This window comes from Arthrobacter sp. NPDC057009, assembly GCF_042673905.1.
Classification (GTDB): domain Bacteria; phylum Actinomycetota; class Actinomycetes; order Actinomycetales; family Micrococcaceae; genus Arthrobacter.
In genome coordinates this window covers 30104-48639 of sequence record NZ_JBHUSB010000020.1, presented here as the reverse complement: position 1 = coordinate 48639, position 18536 = coordinate 30104, and the positions used below count along the sequence as shown (strand labels likewise).

Genomic DNA, 18536 nt, shown 5'->3' with positions numbered 1-18536 from the left:
TTATAACAGCCAGGGTGGGTTCTGGGGCTGGGCCCAAACTAGCTCGCAGTTGTTGTCGTTTTGAGGGCCCAAAACGACAACAACTGCGAGCTAGTTGGGCAGGGAAGCGGGAGGGCGGCTAGCAGCAGCCCTGTCCGTCCTCGCAGCAGCCGTCGTCACAGCAGTCGTCGTCACAGCAGCCGGTGTTCATTCATGTCACCCCCTCCCCTGGGAGGTTGGTCTAGGCGGTGGCCGGGGTCAGCGAGGCGATCAGGGCCTCCACCCGGGTTTTGATCTCATCGCGGATGGGCCGGACGGATTCGACGCCCTTCCCGGCCGGATCTTCCAGGACCCAGTCCTCGTAGCGTTTCCCCGGGAAGTAGGGGCATTCATCGCCGCACCCCATGGTGATCACGACGTCCGAGCTTTTCACTGCCTCGGTGGTGAGGACCTTGGGGATCTCGGCCGACATGTCGATGCCCACCTCGGCCATGGCCTCCACCGCGGCCGGGTTCACCTTCTCGGCAGGCTGGGACCCGGCGGAGCGGACCTCGATCGCGCCCCGGGACAGCGTGGTCAGGAACGCCGCGGCCATCTGGGAGCGGCCGGCGTTGTGGACGCAGACGAACAGGACGGAGGGCTTCTGGCTCATGAGAGCACCTTTCGATCATCCGCGACGGCCGCGGGATTAGTGAAGGAGGGGTAAAGGAAACGGACCAGGACATAGCCGGCGGCGCCACCGAGCAGTTGGGCCAGGATGAATGCCGGGACCGACGACGGCGCGATGCCGGCAAAGCTGTCAGTGACAGTTCTGGCTAGGGTCACCGCGGGATTGGCGAAGCTGGTGGAGCTGGTGAACCAGTACGCCGCGGCGATGTAGCCGCCGACGGCGAACGCCACCCGGTCCGCCCGGCCGGACCGGACGGTGCCGAAGACGACCAGCAGCAGCCCTACTGTGGCGATGACCTCGCCCAGCCACAGCCCCGCGCCGGTGCGTTCCTGCGTGGAGACGGTGACCGCGTCCAGGCCGAACATCAGGTTCGCGGCGATGGTGCCGGCCAGGCCGCCGGCGAACTGGGCGCCGACCAGTCCCGCTGCCGTCCTGGTGTCGAGCATGCCCAGGGCCCGCTCAACCAGCGTCACCACCGGGTTGAAGGAGGCCGAGACCGGCTGCAGGGCGACAATCAGCGCCACCAGGGCGGCGCCCGTGGCGAGGCTATTCTGCAAAAGCTGCAGCCCGACGTCGTCCGGGGACAGCCGGGTGGCCATGACGCCGGACCCGACGACGGCCATCACCAAAAAGGCCGTGCCGATGAACTCCGCGACGACGCGGCGCACGAGTACGCTCACTTGGCCTGTCCTCCGATCAGGGCCGCCAGGTTGTGCAGCGCCTCGGTCCGGGCACGGTAGTAGACCCAGACGCCGCGCTTCTCACGGTCCAGCAGACCCACCTCGTGCAGGAGCTTCAGGTGGTGGCTGATGGTCGGCTGCGACAGCTCGAAGGCGTCGTTCAGGTCGCAGACGCACGCCTCGCCGCCCTCGTGCGAGGCGACCAGGGACATCAGCCGCAGCCGGACCGGATCGGCCAGCGCCTTCAGCAGCGGGGCGATCTGTGCCGCCTCGTTCTCGGACAAAGGCTCCCGCGCGAGGGGCGAGCAGCAGGCGACCGTCTGGACCGGGGTCAGCTCGAAAGACATAGACACACGTAAATATTTACACTTGTCTATGTTTGAAGCAAGACCGTTACCGCGCGAGCTCTCGCCAGCGTCCGGTCCCGCGAGTACCTTTATGCCATGACTAGGGACTTTGACCTGGAGTCGGAAGAATCGCAGGAGATAGCTGACGATCCGCGCCGGATCGGGTACTGGTTCTTCAGGGCGCTGCACGACAGGGCAAGGAACCTGGACGACCTGCACCTGATCGTCACCCCGGAGTCGCGGCCGCTGTGGGGATCCTTCGAAATCGCCGCCGCCCTGCTGGACTCCATCGAAGACCCCGGGATGCTGCAGGAAGCCGTCTACGCCCACGGGGACCTCGACGTCTGCTACATGCGCGTCATTCGCGAAGCCCAGGCACATCTGGCCCTGACACCTCCCGCAGCGCTGGATGACCCGCTGCTGATCACACTCGTGTGGCGTCCGGACCACGGCCGGTGGATGGTGCACGGATTCGGTGACATGGTGCACCCGGACAGGGTGCCCCGCGGGTCTTAGCCCTCCCCCGGACCACCGCCCGCTGCCGAGTCACCGCCCGCTGCCGAGCCACCAGCAGCGTCGCCGGCAGGGCCGTCGTCGACCCATTCGAGCAGGTCGCCCGCCTGGCAGTTCAGGACCCGGCACATTGCATCCAGCGTGCTGAAGCGGACCGCCTTGGCCCGGCCGTTTTTCAGCACCGCCACGTTGGCGGGGGTGATCCCCACCCGCTCGGCAAACTCCCCCACGCTCATCTTGCGTTTTGCGAGTTCGACGTCGATGCGCACCACGATTGCCATCAGATCACCCCTTCCATGTCGGTCTGCAGTGACGTCGCCTGCCGCAGCAGATCGCGCAGCACCACGATCAGCAGAACCAGCACCGCACCGATCAGCGTGATGCCGATCAGCACCGCGGGCAGTCCGGGGTCGCGCAGTTCGGGGGTGAAGTAGATGTAGGCGATGAGGGATCCTGCCATGACCGCCAGCAGCAGCCACGCCGAGACGAACGCCCACATGATCAGGTCCACCCACCGCAGCGAGGCCGTGGTGAAGATCCGGCCGCGCTGGACCAGGGTCAGCAGCCGCCAGATGCACACGATCACCACCTGCAGGCACACGGCTTCCAGTTCGAAAAACAGGAGCATGGGCCAGCGCCACGGATCCATCCGCGGCCCCTCCTCGCGGGTGAAGAGAAACTCGCCGGGGAACGACATCACCTGGGCCACCAGCAGCCCGAGGAACACCATCACCAGCAGGACCCGAAGCGGGAGGACCAATCGACTAACAATAGACATAGCTCAATAATCTGGAGTTATCTATCGAAAGTCAATGTGTCGCGTGGGAGGTAGCGGACCATCCGGCGACAACCAGGGGCGCAATTTGCTTTGGATACGGGCACCCGGCGCACCAGAATGGGAGGCCGCGGCGGATTCTTTGGATTGGGGTTTCACATGTTCGACGTGATCATCATCGGCGGCGGGCCAACGGGGATGATGCTGGCCAGCGAACTCCGCCTGCATGGCGTGGACGTGCTCGTGCTGGAGAAGGACGCGGAGCCGAGCAGCGCGGTCCGCTCACTCGGCCTGCACCCGCGCAGCATCGAGATCATGGACCAGCGCGGGCTGCTGGACCGGTTCCTCGCAAACGGGCAGAAATATCCCGGCGTCGGCCGCTTCGCCGGCATCGACAAACCCCTACCGGAGAACCTGGACACCGCCCACGCCTACATCCTGGGCATCCCGCAACCTGTCACGGACCGGCTGCTGGCCGAGCGTGCCGCCGAGCTCGGCGCCGAGATCCGCCGCGGCTGCGAGGTCACAGGGCTTGAGCAGGATAACGAGGGCGTCAGCATCGTGATTGCCGACGGCACCCGGGTGCGCTCCCGGTGGCTGGTCGGCGCCGACGGCGGGCGGAGCCTCGTGCGCAGGGCGCTCGGCATCGCTTTTCACGGCGACCCCGCCACGACGGAGTGGATCCACAGCGAGCTGGAGGTGGCAGCACCGCCCGACGAGCTGGCCGCCGTCGTCGACGAGGTCCGCAAGACGCACCGCGGGTTCGGCGTCGGCCCGGCCGGGAACGGGCTGTTCCGTGCGGTGGTGCCGGCGGCCACCGTCGCCGAGGACCGCACGGTCCCGCCCACACTGGAGGAGCTCAAGACGCAGCTGCGGGCCTATGCCGGGACCGATTTCGGCATCCATTCGCCGCGCTGGCTGTCCCGCTTCACCGACGCCACCCGGCTGGCCGAGCAGTACCGCGCCGGCAGGGTGTTCCTCGCCGGCGACGCGGCGCACGTCCATCCGCCGCTGGGCGGGCAGGGCCTGAACCTGGGCATCCAGGACGCGTTCAACCTCGGCTGGAAGCTCGCCGCCGAAGTCAACGGCTGGGCGCCGCCGGGGCTCCTGGACACCTACCACGCCGAACGCCACCCCGTCGCCCAAGACGTCCTGACCATCACGCGCGCCCAGAGTGAACTCATCTCCCCCGAACCCGGCCCGCGGGCAGTGCGCCGCCTGCTGGCCGAGCTGATGGACTTCGAGGACGTCAGCCGGTTCCTGGCCGAGAGGATCAGCTCCACCGGGATCCGCTACAACTTCGGCGAAGGGCCCGGGCTGCTCGGCCGGCGGCTGCGCGACATTCCGCTGTCAGATGGCCGCCTCTACGAGTACATGCACGACGGCCGCGGGCTGCTGCTGGACCGGACCCGCAGACTCTCCGTGGCTGGATGGGCGGACCGGGTCGACCACGTTGCGGACGCCGGCGCGGACCTGGAGGCGGCCGCGGTCCTGCTCCGGCCGGACGGGCATGTCGCCTGGATCGGTGAAAACCAGGACAGCCTGCTCCGCCACCTGCCGGTTTGGTTCGGAGCAGCGTCCCCAAATGCAGAAGGGGCAGCCTGACGGAGACCATCTGCACCTGGGCGCCCGGATAAGAAGCGGGACCTGCCGCCTTTCGGCCGGCAGGTCCCGCTCGAAACGTGGAGCCCAAGCGAAGCAGTCAGCAACGCTTACTTCTCGATCTGCTGCTGCACGCCCTTGCTCTCGATTTCGATCTTGCGTGGCTTGGCCTTCTCCGTGACCGGGATCCGCAGCGTCAGCACGCCCATGTCGTAGTTTGCCTTGATGTTGTCCGTATCGAGGGTTTCACCAAGGATCACCTGGCGGCTGAAGACGCCCCGCGGACGCTCGCCCACCACCAGCTCAACGTTCGGCTGGGTCGGGTCGCGGCGCTCGGCGTGGACGGTCAGGACATTCTTCTCCACGTTCAGATCCACCGTGTCCGGCGAGACGCCGGGCAGGTCAAAGGCGACCACAAACTCCCCGTCCTCCTGCCATGCATCCATCGGCATGGCGGCCGGACGCGCCGCTGTTCCAAAGACCTGCTGCGTCAGGCGGTCCAGTTCACGGAACGGGTCCGTGCGCATCAACATCATTCCCACTCCTTCAGCTTGTAGTTTTACCGGTGATCCGCCTCCCGAATATCTATGGTGGCGGATACAGATTTTTTATAACACTGTCCACAAGCAGGCGCAAGGGGTTAAAGGGAGGGCTTGATGAGCACCTTAAGGCTGCGGCGCTCGTCCATGTCCCTGTATCCCTGGGCGACGCCGTCCATGCCGGTGGCGGCGTCGAAGACCTTGCCCGGCTCGATGGCGCCGCTGAGGATGTCCGGCATGAGCTCGTCGATGTAGGCCCGGACCGGGGCGGGACCGCCGGTGAGGGTGATGTTGCCGCCGAACAGGCTGTCGAAGCCGACCGGCGCCTCGTTGTACTGCGGCACCCCGACGCGGCTGATGACGCCACCGGGACGAATGATGCCCACGGCCTGGTCATACGCCGGCGTGTGGCCCACGGCTTCGAGGACCACGTGGGAGCCGTGGCCGCCGGTGAGCTCGCGGACCTGGGCGATGCCTTCCTCGCCGCGGGCAGCAACGACGTCGGTGGCGCCGAACTCGAGGCCGAGGTCGGTCCGGGACTTGTGCCTGCCCATGAGGATGATCTGTTCGGCGCCGAGCCGCTTTGCTGACATGACGGCCAGCAGGCCCACCGCCCCGTCGCCGATCACGGTGACGGAGGTGCGTTCGTTGACGCCGCCCTTGAGCGCGGCGTGGTAGCCGGTGCCGAAAACGTCGGCGAGGGTCAGCAGCGACGGGATCAGCTCAGAGTCGGCGGCGACGGGCAGTTTCACCAGGGTGCCGTCGGCCAGCGGGACGCGGACGGCCTCGGCCTGGCCGCCTTCGTCCGGGATGCCGTCCCAGAAGTTCGCCTCGTGGTGGGAGCAGGACGTCTGCAGGTTTTCGCGGCAGAACTCGCAGGTGTTGTCGGAGATCGCGAACGGGGAAACCACCAGGTCGCCTTTCTTCAGGGTGGTCACCGCCGAGCCGGCGTCCTCGACGACGCCGATGAACTCGTGCCCCATCCGGGCCGGGCCGTTCCCGGCGGACATGGAGTGGTACGGGTGCAGGTCGCTGCCGCAGATGCAGGACGCCGTGACGCGCACCAGCGCGTCCGTCGGGTGCTTGATGACAGAGTCGGGAACGTTCTCAACGCGGACGTCGCCGGGGCCGTACATGAGGGTTGCGCGCATTGCTTTTTCCTTCGTTATGGTTCTGATTGTCTGTTGGATTACGACGGCGGGACGCGGCATGGGTGCCGCCCGCGGGATTTAGGGGATGGCTGGGTCTACTCCGCCGCCGTCGAACTTCACGCCAGCCAGCCGGCGGCCGGCGACGGCCAGGGCAATGGCGGGGACCAGGGTCAGCGCCACGATGACGGTCCCCACGAGGGCGGGTCCGCCGGTGCCCAGGGGCGAGGCCAGGGCGGCGCCGGCGACGGCGGTACCCACGGCGGTGCCGGCGTTGAACGCCGAGACGCTGAGGGCGGAGCCCAGGGTTGCCGCCGGCCCGGCGAAGCGGACGGCGAGGTGGATCAGCACGGTGTTGGCGCTGAGTCCGAACAGGCCCAGCAGGACCACCAGTGCGCTGGTCAGCCACGGCGAGCCGGACAGCAGGCCGATCCCGAGCAGCAGGACCGTGGTCACGGCGGGCGTGATGATGGTGATCGGGCCCGGGTGGGCGTCGCCGAAGCGGCCGGCGAGGAGGGTTCCGATGACGGAGCCGATGCCGAACCCGGTGAGCACCAGCGGGACCTGGGACACGGTCACGCCGGCCTGGTCGGTGAGGATGGTGGCGATGAAGGAGTACGCGGCGAGCACGCCCCCGCAAGTGGTGGCGCAGGCAGCCAGGGCCAGCCACAACCGGCCCGAGCGCAGCCCGGCCAGTTCGGCGCGGACCGACGGCGCCTGCTGCGAGGGAGCGTCCTGCGGGACGAGGCGCGCGACGAGGACGGCAGCCATGGCGGCGGCGGCCGCGAGCGCCCAGAATGTCCCCCGCCACCCGATGAGCTGCGCAATGAACGCCCCCAGGGGAACACCGAGAACCGTCGCCAGCGCGCCGCCGGCACCCACCACCCCCACTGCCCGCGCGCCGGAGGAGGGACCGGCGGCACGGGTGGCCACCACCGCGGACACCGCCCAGAACGCTCCGGTGGCCAGTGCGCTGACGAACCGTGCCGCCATCAGCACGGTGAACGCCGTGCCAAGCGCCACCACCACATGCCCGAGGACGAACACGATGAGGGCGAGGACCAGGGTCAGCTGCTTGGACAGCCGCAGTGTCAGCATGGCCATCAGCGGAGCACCCACCACCATGCCGACCGCGAAGACCGTGATCAGGGACCCGGCCTGGGCCACGCCCACGCCGAGGTCGCCTGCGATCTGCGGCAGGATGCCGGCCACCATGAACTCGCTCGTGAGCATCAGGAACGTACCCAGCGCCAGCACGTAGACAGCCAGCGGCAGCCCGGGCCGGCGCTGGCCGGCACCGCCGGCAGTGGACTGACCGGCGGTAACGCCGTCCTCAAGAGCGACCGTTGGCCCACCCATGTGAAAGCTCCTCGTTGCAGTGGAAAATGTCTTCGTTATCCATTCCACCGGCTGATCAACGGGTGTAGAAGGCTGTGTTTATCGGGGGTACAAACTCGACCCCCTCACCGGAACGGACGGGCGTTATCGTGACTTTATGGACAACCTGCCTGACAACCGCGCCGACATCCGGGACTTCCTGGCCAGCCGCCGGGCCAAACTCCGGCCGGAAGAGGTGGGACTGCCCTCCGGAAGCCGGCGCCGGGTCCCCGGGCTGCGCCGCGAGGAAGTCGCGGTGCTCGCCGGTGTGAGCACCGAGTGGTACACGCGGCTGGAGAAAGGCAACATCAGCGGTGTGTCCGAGGATGTCCTCCATGCAGTCGCCCGGGCGCTGAACCTCGATGACGAAGAACGCGCCTACCTTTTCGAGCTCGCCCGCGCGGCAAGGCCCGCGAACCGTGTTCCGGTTCGCCGCAAGGAGGCCGACGTGGCGCCACCCGTGCGCTGGCTGCTTGATTCCATGACCATGTCCGCCGGGTTCATCCGCAACGGCCGGCTGGACATCGTGGCCGCCAATCCGCTGGGCCGGGCCCTGCATGCCCCCATGTTCGCAAGCCCCACCACCGCCGCCCATGGGCGGGCCAACTTTGCCCGCTTCCACTTTTTGGATCCTGCCGCCCGTGACTTCTTCGTCGACTGGGATGCGGGAGCGGCTGCCACGGCCGCCCTCCTCCGCACAGAAGCCGGACGGGAACCCAACGACAAGGCCCTGCGCGAGCTGATCGGCGAACTCTCCACGGTCAGCCCGGAGTTCCGCACCCTTTGGGGCTCCCACAACATCCGCTTCCGCCACGACGGCATCAAGCGGCTCCAGCATCCCGTCGTCGGATACCTCGAACTGACCTACCAGTCCCTGGCCCTGCCCACCCTTCCCCGGGCGGTGCACGAGCTCAGCGTCTACACAGCCGAGCCGGGAACCAAGCATGAAGAGCAGCTCAAGCTCCTGACCAGCTGGGCAGCCACCACTGCGGCTGAAGCAAAGTGAAGGTGGCGGGTCAGCTGCTCGCGCCGGAGGCGGCGACGCCGACGCCAAGGCCGGCGATGATGCCGCTGCTGACGCGTTCGACGCCGGTGCTCACCTTAGGGCGGCGCAGCAGCGCCATCGCCTTGTAGGCGATGAGCGCGACGACGGCCAGGTAGGCGAACGCGATGACCGCTTCCACCACACCCAGGATCATCGCGGCGGCCATTGTGTCCCCACCCTCCGGGATGAACTGCGGAACGACCGCCAGGAAGAAGAGGCCAACTTTGGGGTTGAGCAGCGTGGACAGTGCGCCGGCGCCGAGGCCGGCGAGGTTGCTGTAGCGGACCGCGCCTGCTTCCGCGCCGCCCTGCACGCCTTCCTTTGCCGCCTTCCGCGTCTTGAGGAAGCCGGAAATGCCGAGGTACAGCAGGTAGAGCCCGCCCGCGATCTTGAGCCAGCGGAACACCTCCGCTGACTGTTCCAGGATCGCCGCCAGCCCGACGCCGACGAGCGCCGCCCATGCGATCGCGGCAACCGCCGAGCCCGCCGCAGCCGCAATCCCTGCGCTGGGCCGCTTCAGCGCGATGCGCAGCACCAGGAAGGTGTCCGGTCCGGGCGTCAGGGACAGAATGAGGCACAGCCCGGCGAAGGCCGCGAGCGAAGCAAGGGTCATGCTGAGGATTATCCCTGAAGGTCGCCTGTTCCCCCAAAGGCACCGGGGCCGCTCCCGCAAGGCGCCGGGGGCCGCTCCCCCATGATGCGGCCCCCACCGATGCAGGTAGTCGGCCCAACTACTTGGCCGGACAGGACCAAAAACTTGAGTACCCGCCACGGTTGCCCGGCTCATTGCCCCGCGACTAAGTTGCCGTGTACTGGTCGTCGAGAACTGGCCACTGTCGCCGAACAGCTCTATCAGGTTGAACCACCGGTTCAATGACATTGGAGCGCGGAAAATGAAGCAACTCATCAGATTTGGTGTGGTTGGGGGTACCTCGGCGTCCCTGATTTGGGCGCTGGCGGTGGGTGCTGTCCCGGCCCAGGCGGCGACGTGCGCGCCAGAAACCCCTGCCCCGGCCAGCAGTTATCCGGGAACAACGGTGATGGCCAACAATTTCGAGTCCGGCACTCTGGACGGGTTCTCGTCCACCACCGGAGGCACCGGCACCACGGAGGTCTCATCGGACCAGTTCCACTCAGGGACCTGCTCCGCCCACGTGCACGCCACGGCCGACCTCGGCTCGGTCGCGAACCTGTCCACGCCCCTGCCGGCGGGTACCGCCACGGCTTATGCCGATGGCTGGTTCAACATCACCCAGGCCGGGGTGGTGGGCAACAATGTCCCGTATCTCCGGTTTTTCTCCGGTAGCGTCCGGGTCGCCGACATCTACCGGTTCAACGACAACGGACAGCTCTGGCTGCGCGTCACCGCCCCTGACGGAGCCTCCGTTTTTACCCGGCTGACCACCACAAGCATCACGCTCAACGCGTGGCACCACGTGGCCATGCGGACCACTGCCAACGGGGCCGCATCCACTGTGGAGGTCTGGTTTGACGGCGCCCAGGTGTACTCCAGCAACCAGGTAGTCAGCGCTGCCACCACCCTGGACAGGGTCCAGCTCGGCGCCGAACACAACCGCCAGATGGGCGACACCTACGTCGACGACCTCGTCATCAAAGCCTCCCCGCGGGCCGCCGCCACTCCGTCCATCCGCAGTGCCGCGGACGTCCTGGCGGTGGGTTCTGACGGCACACTGTGGAACTACCCGGCCACCGGCCAGGGTTCGCTCGGGGCCCGGCAGAAGATCGGCGCCGGCTGGGCCGGGCTGGCCAAAGGGTTCATAACGGACTGGAACAGCGACGGCACGCACGATGTCATCGCCCAGTGGAAGGACGGCCGGCTCAGCTTCTACGCCGGAAGACCCGAAGGCGGATTCGCGGCGGCCCGGGCCATCGGCACCGGCTGGGGCGGCTACCACATCACCGTCGGCGACTGGCGCACTGCCGACCAGTTCCCGGGAATCCTGGCGTACGACGCCTCCGGGACCCTCTGGTACTACGGCAACAGCGCCGGAGCATCGCTGTCACCGCGTATCAAGACCGGATCCGGCTGGGGCGGCCTCTACCTCACCATGACCGACTTCGACCAGGACGGGGCGCAGGACCTGCTGGCCAAGCGCAGCGACGGCAGCCTCATACTGTACCGCTCAACCGGCACCGGCGGCTTCGTCTCAGGAGCAAGGCCCACGGTGGGCACCGGCTGGAACAGCATCAGCAGCATCACGGCCGTGGCGGGATTCACCACGGGAAGCTCAGGGCTCATCACCCAGCTCTCCGACGGCCGCCTCGCCCACTACCCCTTCAGCAGGGGAACCTGGGGCGCGCGGACCATCATCGGCACCGGCTGGAGCACCTTCAACGTCCTGCGATAGAACCGGCAAGGGCCTCAACTGTACGTTCGCGCTATGGCGAACGCAGTTGGGGCCCTTGACTGTGCCTTGCTGGCTGCCGCGAAAGTGTCCTAGGACGCCGCGTCCAGGGTGATGTCCGCAGACTGCTCCTGGCCGTTCCGCTGGAAGGTGACCGTCACGGTGGACCCGGCGGCCTGCTCACGGGCGGCAGCCGTCAGCTCTGAGGCGTCGGTGACGGTCCGGCCGGCCAGGCCGGTGACCACGTCGCCGGCCTGCAGCCCGGCCTTGTCCGCCGCTGACCCGGAGGTCACCGAGGCCACCTCCGCTCCGGCGGTGAAGTCCGACGACGACCCGGACGTTTTGTCCTGAACGGACAGTCCCAGCTGGCCATGGGAGGCGGAACCCGTGGCGATGATCTCCCCGGCCACCCGCTTCGCCTGGTTGATCGGAATGGAAAAGCCGACGCCGATGTTGCCGCTCTGCGTGGACGAGGAGGTCGATCCGGCGGACGCGATGGCCACGTTGACGCCGATGATCTCACCCTGCGCGTTCACCAGGGCGCCGCCCGAGTTGCCGGGGTTGATGGCCGCGTCCGTCTGGATGACATTGATACTGATGGAATCCTGGGCCGAGGCCGAAAGGCCCTGCTGGGAACCGAACGGGTTCTGCGAAGACCCGCCCTGGGAGGATCCGTCGTCGGACGATCCGTCACCGGAGGTGGCGGAGGACTCCGTCTCGATGGTGCGGTTCACCGCGGAGACGATGCCGTCCGTGACGGTGCCGCTCAGCCCCAGCGGCGCGCCGATGGCGATGGCGGTGTCGCCCACGTTGACGGCGCCGGAGTCCCCGAGCGTTGCCGGAGTCAGCCCATCGGCGTCGATTTTGATGACGGCCAGGTCGGAGAGCGGGTCGGTGCCCACGATGGTCGCCTTGTAAACCTGCCCATCATTGAGGCGGACCTCGACGGCGGCATCCGCGGCTGCCCCGTCCAGGGTCACCACATGGGTGTTGGTGAGGATGTGGCCGTCGGTGTCCAGGATGATGCCCGAGCCGGTGCCTCCGGAGTTTCCGGAGCTGGCACTGATGGTCACCACGCTGGGCGAGGCCTTCTGGGCGGCGGCCGTGACGGCGTTAACGCTCTCGGTGTTGTTGACGATCACCGGGCTGATCGCGGCCTGGGCCGTGGTGGTCGCCCGTGCCGGGGCGTCGGGCCACAGGGCCGCCGCACCGGTGGCCGCTCCCCCGCCGAGCAGTCCGGCCGCCAGCAGGCAGGTAACGAAGACACCCGGACCTACCCGCTTTTTGTCCCGCGGCCGCGCCGTTTCTTGCACCGCAGCGGCGTGAGGGACAGGGGCGTGGCTGGTCTCCGTGTACATGGGTGGCTCCTCAGGGGTTCCGCTCCGTCGGTTCCCGGAGCTTTCCCCTCATCCTGTCCAGCCGGGCTTTGGCAGTTCTGTCCCGGTGCTGTGCGGAGCCTGTGAAGGCGGCGGACCGCCTAATGACGCTGCCATGTATAGCCGTGGATCACACAATTGGCCTGTCGCTTCGGGTCAATGTAACGTTTGTGTCACCGGTTGGCGCACACGCCCGACAGAACAGTCGGGGTCCCCGTTCGTGTGGTAAGTCCCCAGGGGGCAGCGGCCTTTGCTTTGCCTCAGACCGCGCCCAACTTTCGGGCAGGACTCGTTTCCCGGCGGCCTGCCCGTTTCGCACCCCCGAAGAGGATTTTGTTCTCATGCGCAGGAAATGTCTGCTGTCCGTTGCCATGCTCTCGGTTCTGCTTGCCACCTCGGCATGTGAGGCAGGTACCGCCGACCCGGCGTCATACCCCCAGCCTGCAGGCTCCGCGGCCGCCGGCACCGGCGGCAGCTACAGCACCGGGGCGGGTTCCACCGAGGGGCCGGAAATCGGGGTTTCCCAGTGGAATGCTGCCGAGGCCGTAAAGAGCGCTGAGGCGAAGGCGGCTGAAGACGCCCAGGCTGACGCCAAGGCAGCGGCCGCTGAGGCTGCGGCAGCGAAAGCAGCTGCTGCTGCCAAAGCAGCAGCCGCGGCCAAGGCAGCAGCAGCCGGGAAGGCCGAAGCGGCCAGGGAGGCCGCCGAAGCGGCCCAAGCTAAGAAGGCAGCCAAAGCCGCCGAAGCCAAGAAGGCTGCCGCTGCCAAAAAAGCCGCGGAAGCTAAGAAAGCAGCCGAGGACGCCGCGGCCAAGAAGGGCGCGGCCCCGGTTCCAACCAAGACACCACCGGCTGTCGACCCCGGCTTCAGGCAGGTCGATCCCGTCCCTACAGATCCCGCGACGGCTGGTGACGAGTGCGGTCACGCCGAACATCACGGAAACCACTCCTGCCGCGACGATCATGAGGCAGGCCGTGGCGACGGTAGGTCGGACGAAGCGCAGAACCGCGGCGGGAGCCCCGATCCGGACGGTACGAATGGCTGAGCCGCGCGTGTAGCCGGCGGCCACTCGCGTCCCCTTGCCAGCTATTGGAGCAGCTGTGAGTTGTCAGCAGACACTGCTCTCGACTGCGGGGATTATAAAATCGCCAGCAGGTACAACCCCGCGCAGATCACTGTCACTACGGCAAAGACAGCCACGATCCCAACGAAACCCCACTTTGTGCTCATGATTTCTCCCAATCCCAGGCGGGCACATATGCCCTAGTTACTTCCATTTGCACTTTGATACTCAAAAATGTGAATTCCATGGGAAACAGCCCTGCGTTCACCCCTATTCGCTCCGAAGGGCCCGGACGGAGAACAAGCGACCAGATTATCCAAGCGCGACGAAGGCGCAGCGGTGCGCGATTACAGCGCTCGGATGGATTTCCCATGGCCAACGGCCTAATCCGGCGTCAGCCCACCAGAGCTCTTCGCCGGCGCTGTCCAGGCGCGTCGAACAGACTGGAAAGCGACTATCCGAGCGTCATAAGTTCGGATTTTTCATTCTTTTGCTTTGATTGTGACTGCGCTTCATCGCGCAGGTAGACGTGTAAGGACAGGAAAGGGTGCAGATCCCGTACTTCTCTTATCCGCACCGAGGCTCCCCCAGCTGGCCTTGCCGCTACTTCGCCCCTGTGACTAGAGGACTTGAGATTTACCTACCCTAGGTGAAGTGCAACTAGCTCGCACCCCTATTAAGTACTCGTTTTTCGGCCTCCCCTATTACTTGGTTGCGCGGATACGCACTGACCAGCCGATATGTCCTCATGGAACTACAACTGGCCGCGAATAAGGAACCGCCCGGACAACCGGGCGGTTCCTTATGCTCTGCCGAACTTTCATGCAGGTTGATCTGTCCCCCGATCATCGGATCGAGTCCAGTGGCGAAGCGGGTTTCCGGCCCACCGGCTGTGCGCCGGAACAGTTTCGGCGCGCATTACGAGTGAAGCCCCACCTACGACCGCACCCGGGCCCAGCGAGCTCCCAGGCAGCACGATGCTGTTGGGCCCGAGGCTGGAGTGCTTCCCCAAACGGATTTCGTCCAGGCGCATGATGCGGTCATGAAAGAGATGGGTCTGGAGAACACAGCCGCGATTGACACTGGCGCCGTCCTCTAAACGGATGAGATCGAACTCGGGCAACCAGCGGGTTTCACACCAAACACGCCTGCCAACCTTCGTGCCCATACAGCGCAGCCAGAGGTTGAACAGCGGAGTGCCAATACTCATGCCGACCAGCCCTGCAACTGCCAGCGACTCAGAGAATACGTCAGCGAGTTCATTGCGCCATACGAAGGAGGTCCACAGCGGATGCTCCGAGCATTTGAACCGTCCCATCAGCATCCACTTGGCCACCAACGCCACAAGGCATGAAACCACCCCGGTGGCCAGCAGGACAGGACCGGACAGGAGCAGAAGCATTGACAGACCGGCCTGAAGGTACAGGGACGCCAGGACATAGGTGGCTGCCAGGGCCAGCCACCCGGCAATGATCGCAGGAAGAATTCGGCAGGCTTCGACGGCACCCCGGGCGGCCACAAGATGCGGCGCAGGATTGTAGGTGCGGGACGAGTCGCTGTGGTCTTGCGGGCGTGACAACGGAGCGGGTGGCAGACCGAACCACGACGACCCCTCCGGGAATTCCTCCGGGGCGGATGACAGGACGGCTATCAGGGAGTGATTTGGGACGTTCCGGTCAGGGCCAACGGTTGCGGAGTTCCCCACGAACGATTTCTCGCCGACGCTGGCATGCCCGAGATGGAGCCAGCCGCTGCGGACCCGCTTAAAAGAGACCATCGAATGATCCGCGAGAAAGCTGCGGTCATGAAGCGTCGTCAGGTGGGGCATGGTTTCCACGGTCGATATCTCAACGCGCTGTCCCACCCGTGCCCCAAGGAACCGCAGCCAGGCGGGGGTCAGCAGGCTCGCATAAAGACCGTAGGCTGAGACCCGGGATCGGGTCAGCAGGACCTCGGTCAGCCATGCTGCCCACGCTGAGGCTCCCGTAATGGGTTGGAATCCGGGCTTCAACAGTCGGCTGAGGCCCCTGACCACCCAGGCCGTCAGCATCAGATACAGTCCAAAGCCGGCGACGATGGCTACCGGGCCTCCGGCTGCCAGGATCAACGCGGCCTGGTCAAGACCGGTGCTTCCTTGTGTTGCGACCAGCAGCAAGAGCACGCCGGGCAAAGCAGACACCGCCATGACAACGCTTAGGCCAACCAGCGACAGCGGGTACAGAAGGTGGATGCCGAATGACCGCCGTCCGGACGGGCGGCGCACTGGCCACCCGTCGCCGGCCGCACCGCAGTGCTGCATCGGCGAGCCGGACCACAGCTGGTGTGCAGGGACGCGTCCGTTCACACAGGTGCCCGGATCCACTTCGGCGCCGGGTTCGATGTCGGCTCCGCACAGAAGGGTCGAACGGGCGCCAACCCTCGCGCCGCTGCCCACCTTTATTGGTCCGATGTGGAGCCGGTTGCCCTCGATCCAATGGCCGGCCATGTCAACACCGTGCTCGATGGAGGCGCCAGTTTCAATAACGGCCATTCCGGTCACCGGAGGCATTGCATCCAGGTGGACGTCCTTTCCGATCTTGCATCCCAGCGCCCGCCCATACATGGCGGCAAAGGGTGTTCCTGTGAGGGCACCGAGCGAGCAATAAGTAGCAATCCGCTCCGCGGCCCAAACTCGGAGGTGCACCAGTCCGCCTCGAGGATAGGTTCCCGGCCGTACTCGCAGCGTGAGAAGCCGTGCAGACAGGGCGGCCACCAGGAACCGGGAGGGGGCACTAAACAGGACGAACCATGCCACCAGAACCGGCAGGAGTGGCGGGTTCGGCACCCAGGGAACACCAACGAGGCGGAAGAGCAGCAGACTGATGATCGCAAGCCCCGTCACGTACTTCAGCCCCGTGATCCCATAGAACACCAACAAAAGCGGGTACTGCAGCAGCCCCGTCCACCACGGTGTGGCGGCCGCCCGGTGCTCGTTCTCGACTGTCGTTGCAAGACCATCAAGGTAACGCGCCATCGGACCCAGCGCAGAAGTGGCGTAGACATCGGCTATGGAAACCTGCGGATAATGCTTCCGCAGCATGGCCACGAGTTGCGCGGCCGCGACGCTGGCGCCCCCGAGAGCGAAGAAGTCGCTGTCCTCTGTCAAAGGCAGCGGGCCCAGCAACGACTCCCATTGTTCGGCGAGCCACTTCGCGGTGCCGCTGAGATGTTGTGGCTGGTCGGCACGGTGGTCCGGCACGGGCCACGGAAGAGCCTTCCGGTCGACTTTGCCTGAGGCTTTCAGTGGAAGCATCTCGAGGACACAGAGGTTGGGAACCAGTTGGGCAGGAAGCGAATCGAGCAACTGCAGCCTGGCGTTTCCGAGGTCAACTGTTGCGCTGGTCTCGGGCGCCAAATACCCCACAAGAACCTTGTTGCCGCTCTCGGTGGTTTGCACAGCACACGCCGCGGCCGCCACCCCCGCCAGTCGCGACAGGGCCGCGTCAACTTCACCAAGCTCCACGCGGCGCCCGGCAAGTTTTACTTGGTCATCGGCCCTGCCTTTGAAGACGAGGCCGGCGGGGTCTGCCTGTACAACATCGCCGCTTCGGTACGCGCGGTCCCACCCGAGGCTTGGCATCGGTGCGAACTTCTCGGCGTCCTTTTCGGCGTCCAGATAGCGTCCCAGCCCCACACCACCGATGATGAGCTCACCCTCTTCACCCCATTTGACGGGCCGCCCGGCATCATCCACCACAGCGAGGAGCCATCCCGGCAACGGAAGTCCAATGCGTACCGGCTGTGAACCGTCGTACCTGGCCCCGCAGGCGATCACTGTTGCCTCCGTTGGCCCATAAGTGTTCCACACTTCACGGTCCGGCCCTGCCAAGCGGCTCATCAGCTCAGAGGGACAAGCTTCGCCGCCGAAAATGAGAAGCCGAACATGCTCAAGAGTGTCGGCGGGCCATAGCGCGGCCAACGTGGGCACCGTAGAAACCGCGGTTATTTTGCGCTGTGCCAGCCAGGGGCCAAGGTCTTCGCCTGACCGGACGATGGCTCTGGGCGCCGGAACGAGGCAGGCGCCGTTGCGCCAGGCGAGCCACATCTCCTCACAGGAGGCATCAAAGGCGACGGACAGGCCAGCCAGGATCCGGTCACCAGGGGCAAGGGGCTTCGCTGAACAGAACATCCCTGCCTCGGCGTCCGCCCATGCGGCGGCCGACCGGTGCGATACGGCCACACCCTTCGGCTTGCCAGTCGACCCGGAGGTGAAGATGATCCATGCATCGTCATCAAGGCCAGGGACCCTTAGTGATCCTGTTCCCGCAGCACCCGGCCTGGATGACACTTCCAGGTGGTCCCCGATGACCGCGCAGACCCCGGCCTCCGACCACACAACGTCAGCACGGTCATCCGGGTCATCTGCGTCAACGGGAACGTAGGCCGCTCCTGAGGCCAGGGTTCCGAGAATGGCCACGTAAAGGTCCGCGCATCCGGACTGCGCCCTAACGCCTACCCGGTCACCGGCTCCGATATCCAGGCTCCGCAGCCGTTGGGCCACGGCATCGATAGCGAAGCCCAGTTCCCTATACGTCAGCGGGACTGTTCCGTCGTCGATTGCCAGTGCGTCGGCATGGGTCCGGATGGTTTCCCGGATGATGTCCATCAGGGTCCGAGGCGGATGGGCCTGGCAGGTCTGAAATACCGCCGCCTCAGATTGAGGCCGGATGCCATGGTCCAATTCATCAATGAAATGGACGCAGCCGGATTCAACAGGTTTTGCTGGACCCGCAGCGCGCAGGACTTGCTGTGGATGCGAAAGATGATTCTTTTCAACCGGTGTGGAAGTGGACCGGCCTGCCAGCCGTGCCTTGTACGGCATGGAGAGCAGCAGCTTGGAGTTGGTCGCGTTTTGTCTGTGGGTCCGATTACGGTGTGCAAATAACAAGCCTGCGCTTCGTCGCTCGGCTGTATGTTTTCCCATTCTGGATTCCGATCTACTTGCTGGTACAGCTCGCCGGGGCTGCGCTCGGGCGCACGGCTCCCTGGGAGGATGTGGCCGACCGCTTTTGGGCGCGT

At 66.1% G+C, this 18536-nt stretch carries 16 protein-coding genes; 5 read left to right on the top strand and 11 right to left on the bottom strand.

Going from position 1 to position 18536, the window contains the following annotated elements; all coding sequences use genetic code 11:
• Positions 1-220: 220 nt before the first annotated feature.
• From ACFTR6_RS18160 to ACFTR6_RS18150, 3 genes are read right to left on the bottom strand one after another with little or no spacing between them, the layout of a single operon-like run.
• Positions 221-631: an arsenate reductase ArsC gene (locus ACFTR6_RS18160; RefSeq protein ID WP_377958897.1), complete on the bottom strand. Its 411-nt coding sequence runs from the start codon at positions 629-631 to the stop codon at positions 221-223.
• Positions 628-1329 carry an aquaporin gene (locus ACFTR6_RS18155; RefSeq protein ID WP_377958896.1) on the bottom strand — a complete coding sequence of 234 codons (702 nt, stop codon included), beginning with the start codon at positions 1327-1329 and terminating at the stop codon, positions 628-630. The genes ACFTR6_RS18160 and ACFTR6_RS18155 overlap by 4 nt, the downstream gene beginning before the upstream one ends.
• Positions 1326-1676: a metalloregulator ArsR/SmtB family transcription factor gene (locus ACFTR6_RS18150; protein WP_087872367.1), complete on the bottom strand. Its 351-nt coding sequence runs from the start codon at positions 1674-1676 to the stop codon at positions 1326-1328. Before ACFTR6_RS18150 ends, ACFTR6_RS18155 begins: the two co-directional genes overlap by 4 nt.
• 96 nt (positions 1677-1772) lie before the next feature.
• Between ACFTR6_RS18150 and ACFTR6_RS18145 the strand changes: the two genes are divergently transcribed.
• The gene (locus tag ACFTR6_RS18145) at positions 1773-2192 is read left to right on the top strand and encodes a hypothetical protein (RefSeq protein WP_377958895.1); all 420 of its coding nucleotides are present in this window, start codon (positions 1773-1775) and stop codon (positions 2190-2192) included.
• Here ACFTR6_RS18145 and ACFTR6_RS18140 read toward each other — a convergent pair.
• Positions 2189-2470, bottom strand: coding sequence for a helix-turn-helix domain-containing protein (locus ACFTR6_RS18140; protein ID WP_377958894.1), 282 nt, complete (start codon positions 2468-2470; stop codon positions 2189-2191). The genes ACFTR6_RS18145 and ACFTR6_RS18140 overlap by 4 nt on opposite strands.
• Positions 2470-2967, bottom strand: coding sequence for a DUF2975 domain-containing protein (locus ACFTR6_RS18135; protein ID WP_377958893.1), 498 nt, complete (start codon positions 2965-2967; stop codon positions 2470-2472). The genes ACFTR6_RS18140 and ACFTR6_RS18135 overlap by 1 nt, the downstream gene beginning before the upstream one ends.
• A 156-nt stretch (positions 2968-3123) precedes the next feature.
• On the opposite strand from ACFTR6_RS18135, the gene rox reads away from it, so the two are divergent.
• Positions 3124-4569 (top strand): rifampin monooxygenase, encoded by a 1446-nt coding sequence (rox, locus tag ACFTR6_RS18130; RefSeq protein WP_377958892.1) that lies wholly within the window; start codon positions 3124-3126, stop codon positions 4567-4569.
• Positions 4570-4676: 107 nt separating this feature from the next.
• Here rox and ACFTR6_RS18125 read toward each other — a convergent pair whose 3' ends face one another.
• The 3 genes from ACFTR6_RS18125 to ACFTR6_RS18115 form a co-directional block, all read right to left on the bottom strand.
• Complete coding sequence (locus tag ACFTR6_RS18125) at positions 4677-5099, bottom strand: Hsp20/alpha crystallin family protein (RefSeq protein WP_076803757.1); 423 nt, start codon at positions 5097-5099, stop codon at positions 4677-4679.
• A 107-nt stretch (positions 5100-5206) separates the two neighbouring features.
• On the bottom strand, positions 5207-6256 hold the full coding sequence (locus ACFTR6_RS18120) for a zinc-binding dehydrogenase (protein WP_377958891.1): 1050 nt from the start codon (positions 6254-6256) through the stop codon (positions 5207-5209).
• Positions 6257-6334: 78 nt separating this feature from the next.
• Positions 6335-7612: an MFS transporter gene (locus ACFTR6_RS18115; RefSeq protein WP_377958890.1), complete on the bottom strand. Its 1278-nt coding sequence runs from the start codon at positions 7610-7612 to the stop codon at positions 6335-6337.
• Between the two features lie 136 nt (positions 7613-7748).
• Between ACFTR6_RS18115 and ACFTR6_RS18110 the strand changes: the two genes are divergently transcribed.
• Complete coding sequence (locus ACFTR6_RS18110; RefSeq protein ID WP_377958889.1) at positions 7749-8636, top strand: helix-turn-helix transcriptional regulator; 888 nt, start codon at positions 7749-7751, stop codon at positions 8634-8636.
• Between the two features lie 10 nt (positions 8637-8646).
• On the opposite strand, the gene ACFTR6_RS18105 is transcribed toward ACFTR6_RS18110, so the two are convergent.
• Positions 8647-9288 (bottom strand): LysE family translocator, encoded by a 642-nt coding sequence (locus ACFTR6_RS18105; RefSeq protein WP_377958888.1) that lies wholly within the window; start codon positions 9286-9288, stop codon positions 8647-8649.
• 280 nt (positions 9289-9568) lie between these two features.
• Between ACFTR6_RS18105 and ACFTR6_RS18100 the strand changes: the two genes are divergently transcribed.
• A complete protein-coding gene (locus ACFTR6_RS18100) occupies positions 9569-11044 on the top strand; it encodes an FG-GAP repeat domain-containing protein (protein ID WP_377958887.1) in 1476 nt (491 codons plus the stop codon).
• A gap of 89 nt (positions 11045-11133) precedes the next feature.
• Here ACFTR6_RS18100 and ACFTR6_RS18095 read toward each other — a convergent pair whose 3' ends face one another.
• A complete protein-coding gene (locus tag ACFTR6_RS18095; protein WP_377958886.1) occupies positions 11134-12399 on the bottom strand; it encodes a S1C family serine protease in 1266 nt (421 codons plus the stop codon).
• A 359-nt stretch (positions 12400-12758) separates the two neighbouring features.
• Between ACFTR6_RS18095 and ACFTR6_RS18090 the strand changes: the two genes are divergently transcribed.
• The gene (locus tag ACFTR6_RS18090; protein WP_377958885.1) at positions 12759-13460 is read left to right on the top strand and encodes a hypothetical protein; all 702 of its coding nucleotides are present in this window, start codon (positions 12759-12761) and stop codon (positions 13458-13460) included.
• Positions 13461-14298: 838 nt separating this feature from the next.
• On the opposite strand, the gene ACFTR6_RS18085 is transcribed toward ACFTR6_RS18090, so the two are convergent.
• Positions 14299-18123: a Pls/PosA family non-ribosomal peptide synthetase gene (locus ACFTR6_RS18085; RefSeq protein ID WP_377958884.1), complete on the bottom strand. Its 3825-nt coding sequence runs from the start codon at positions 18121-18123 to the stop codon at positions 14299-14301.
• Positions 18124-18536 lie beyond the last annotated feature (413 nt).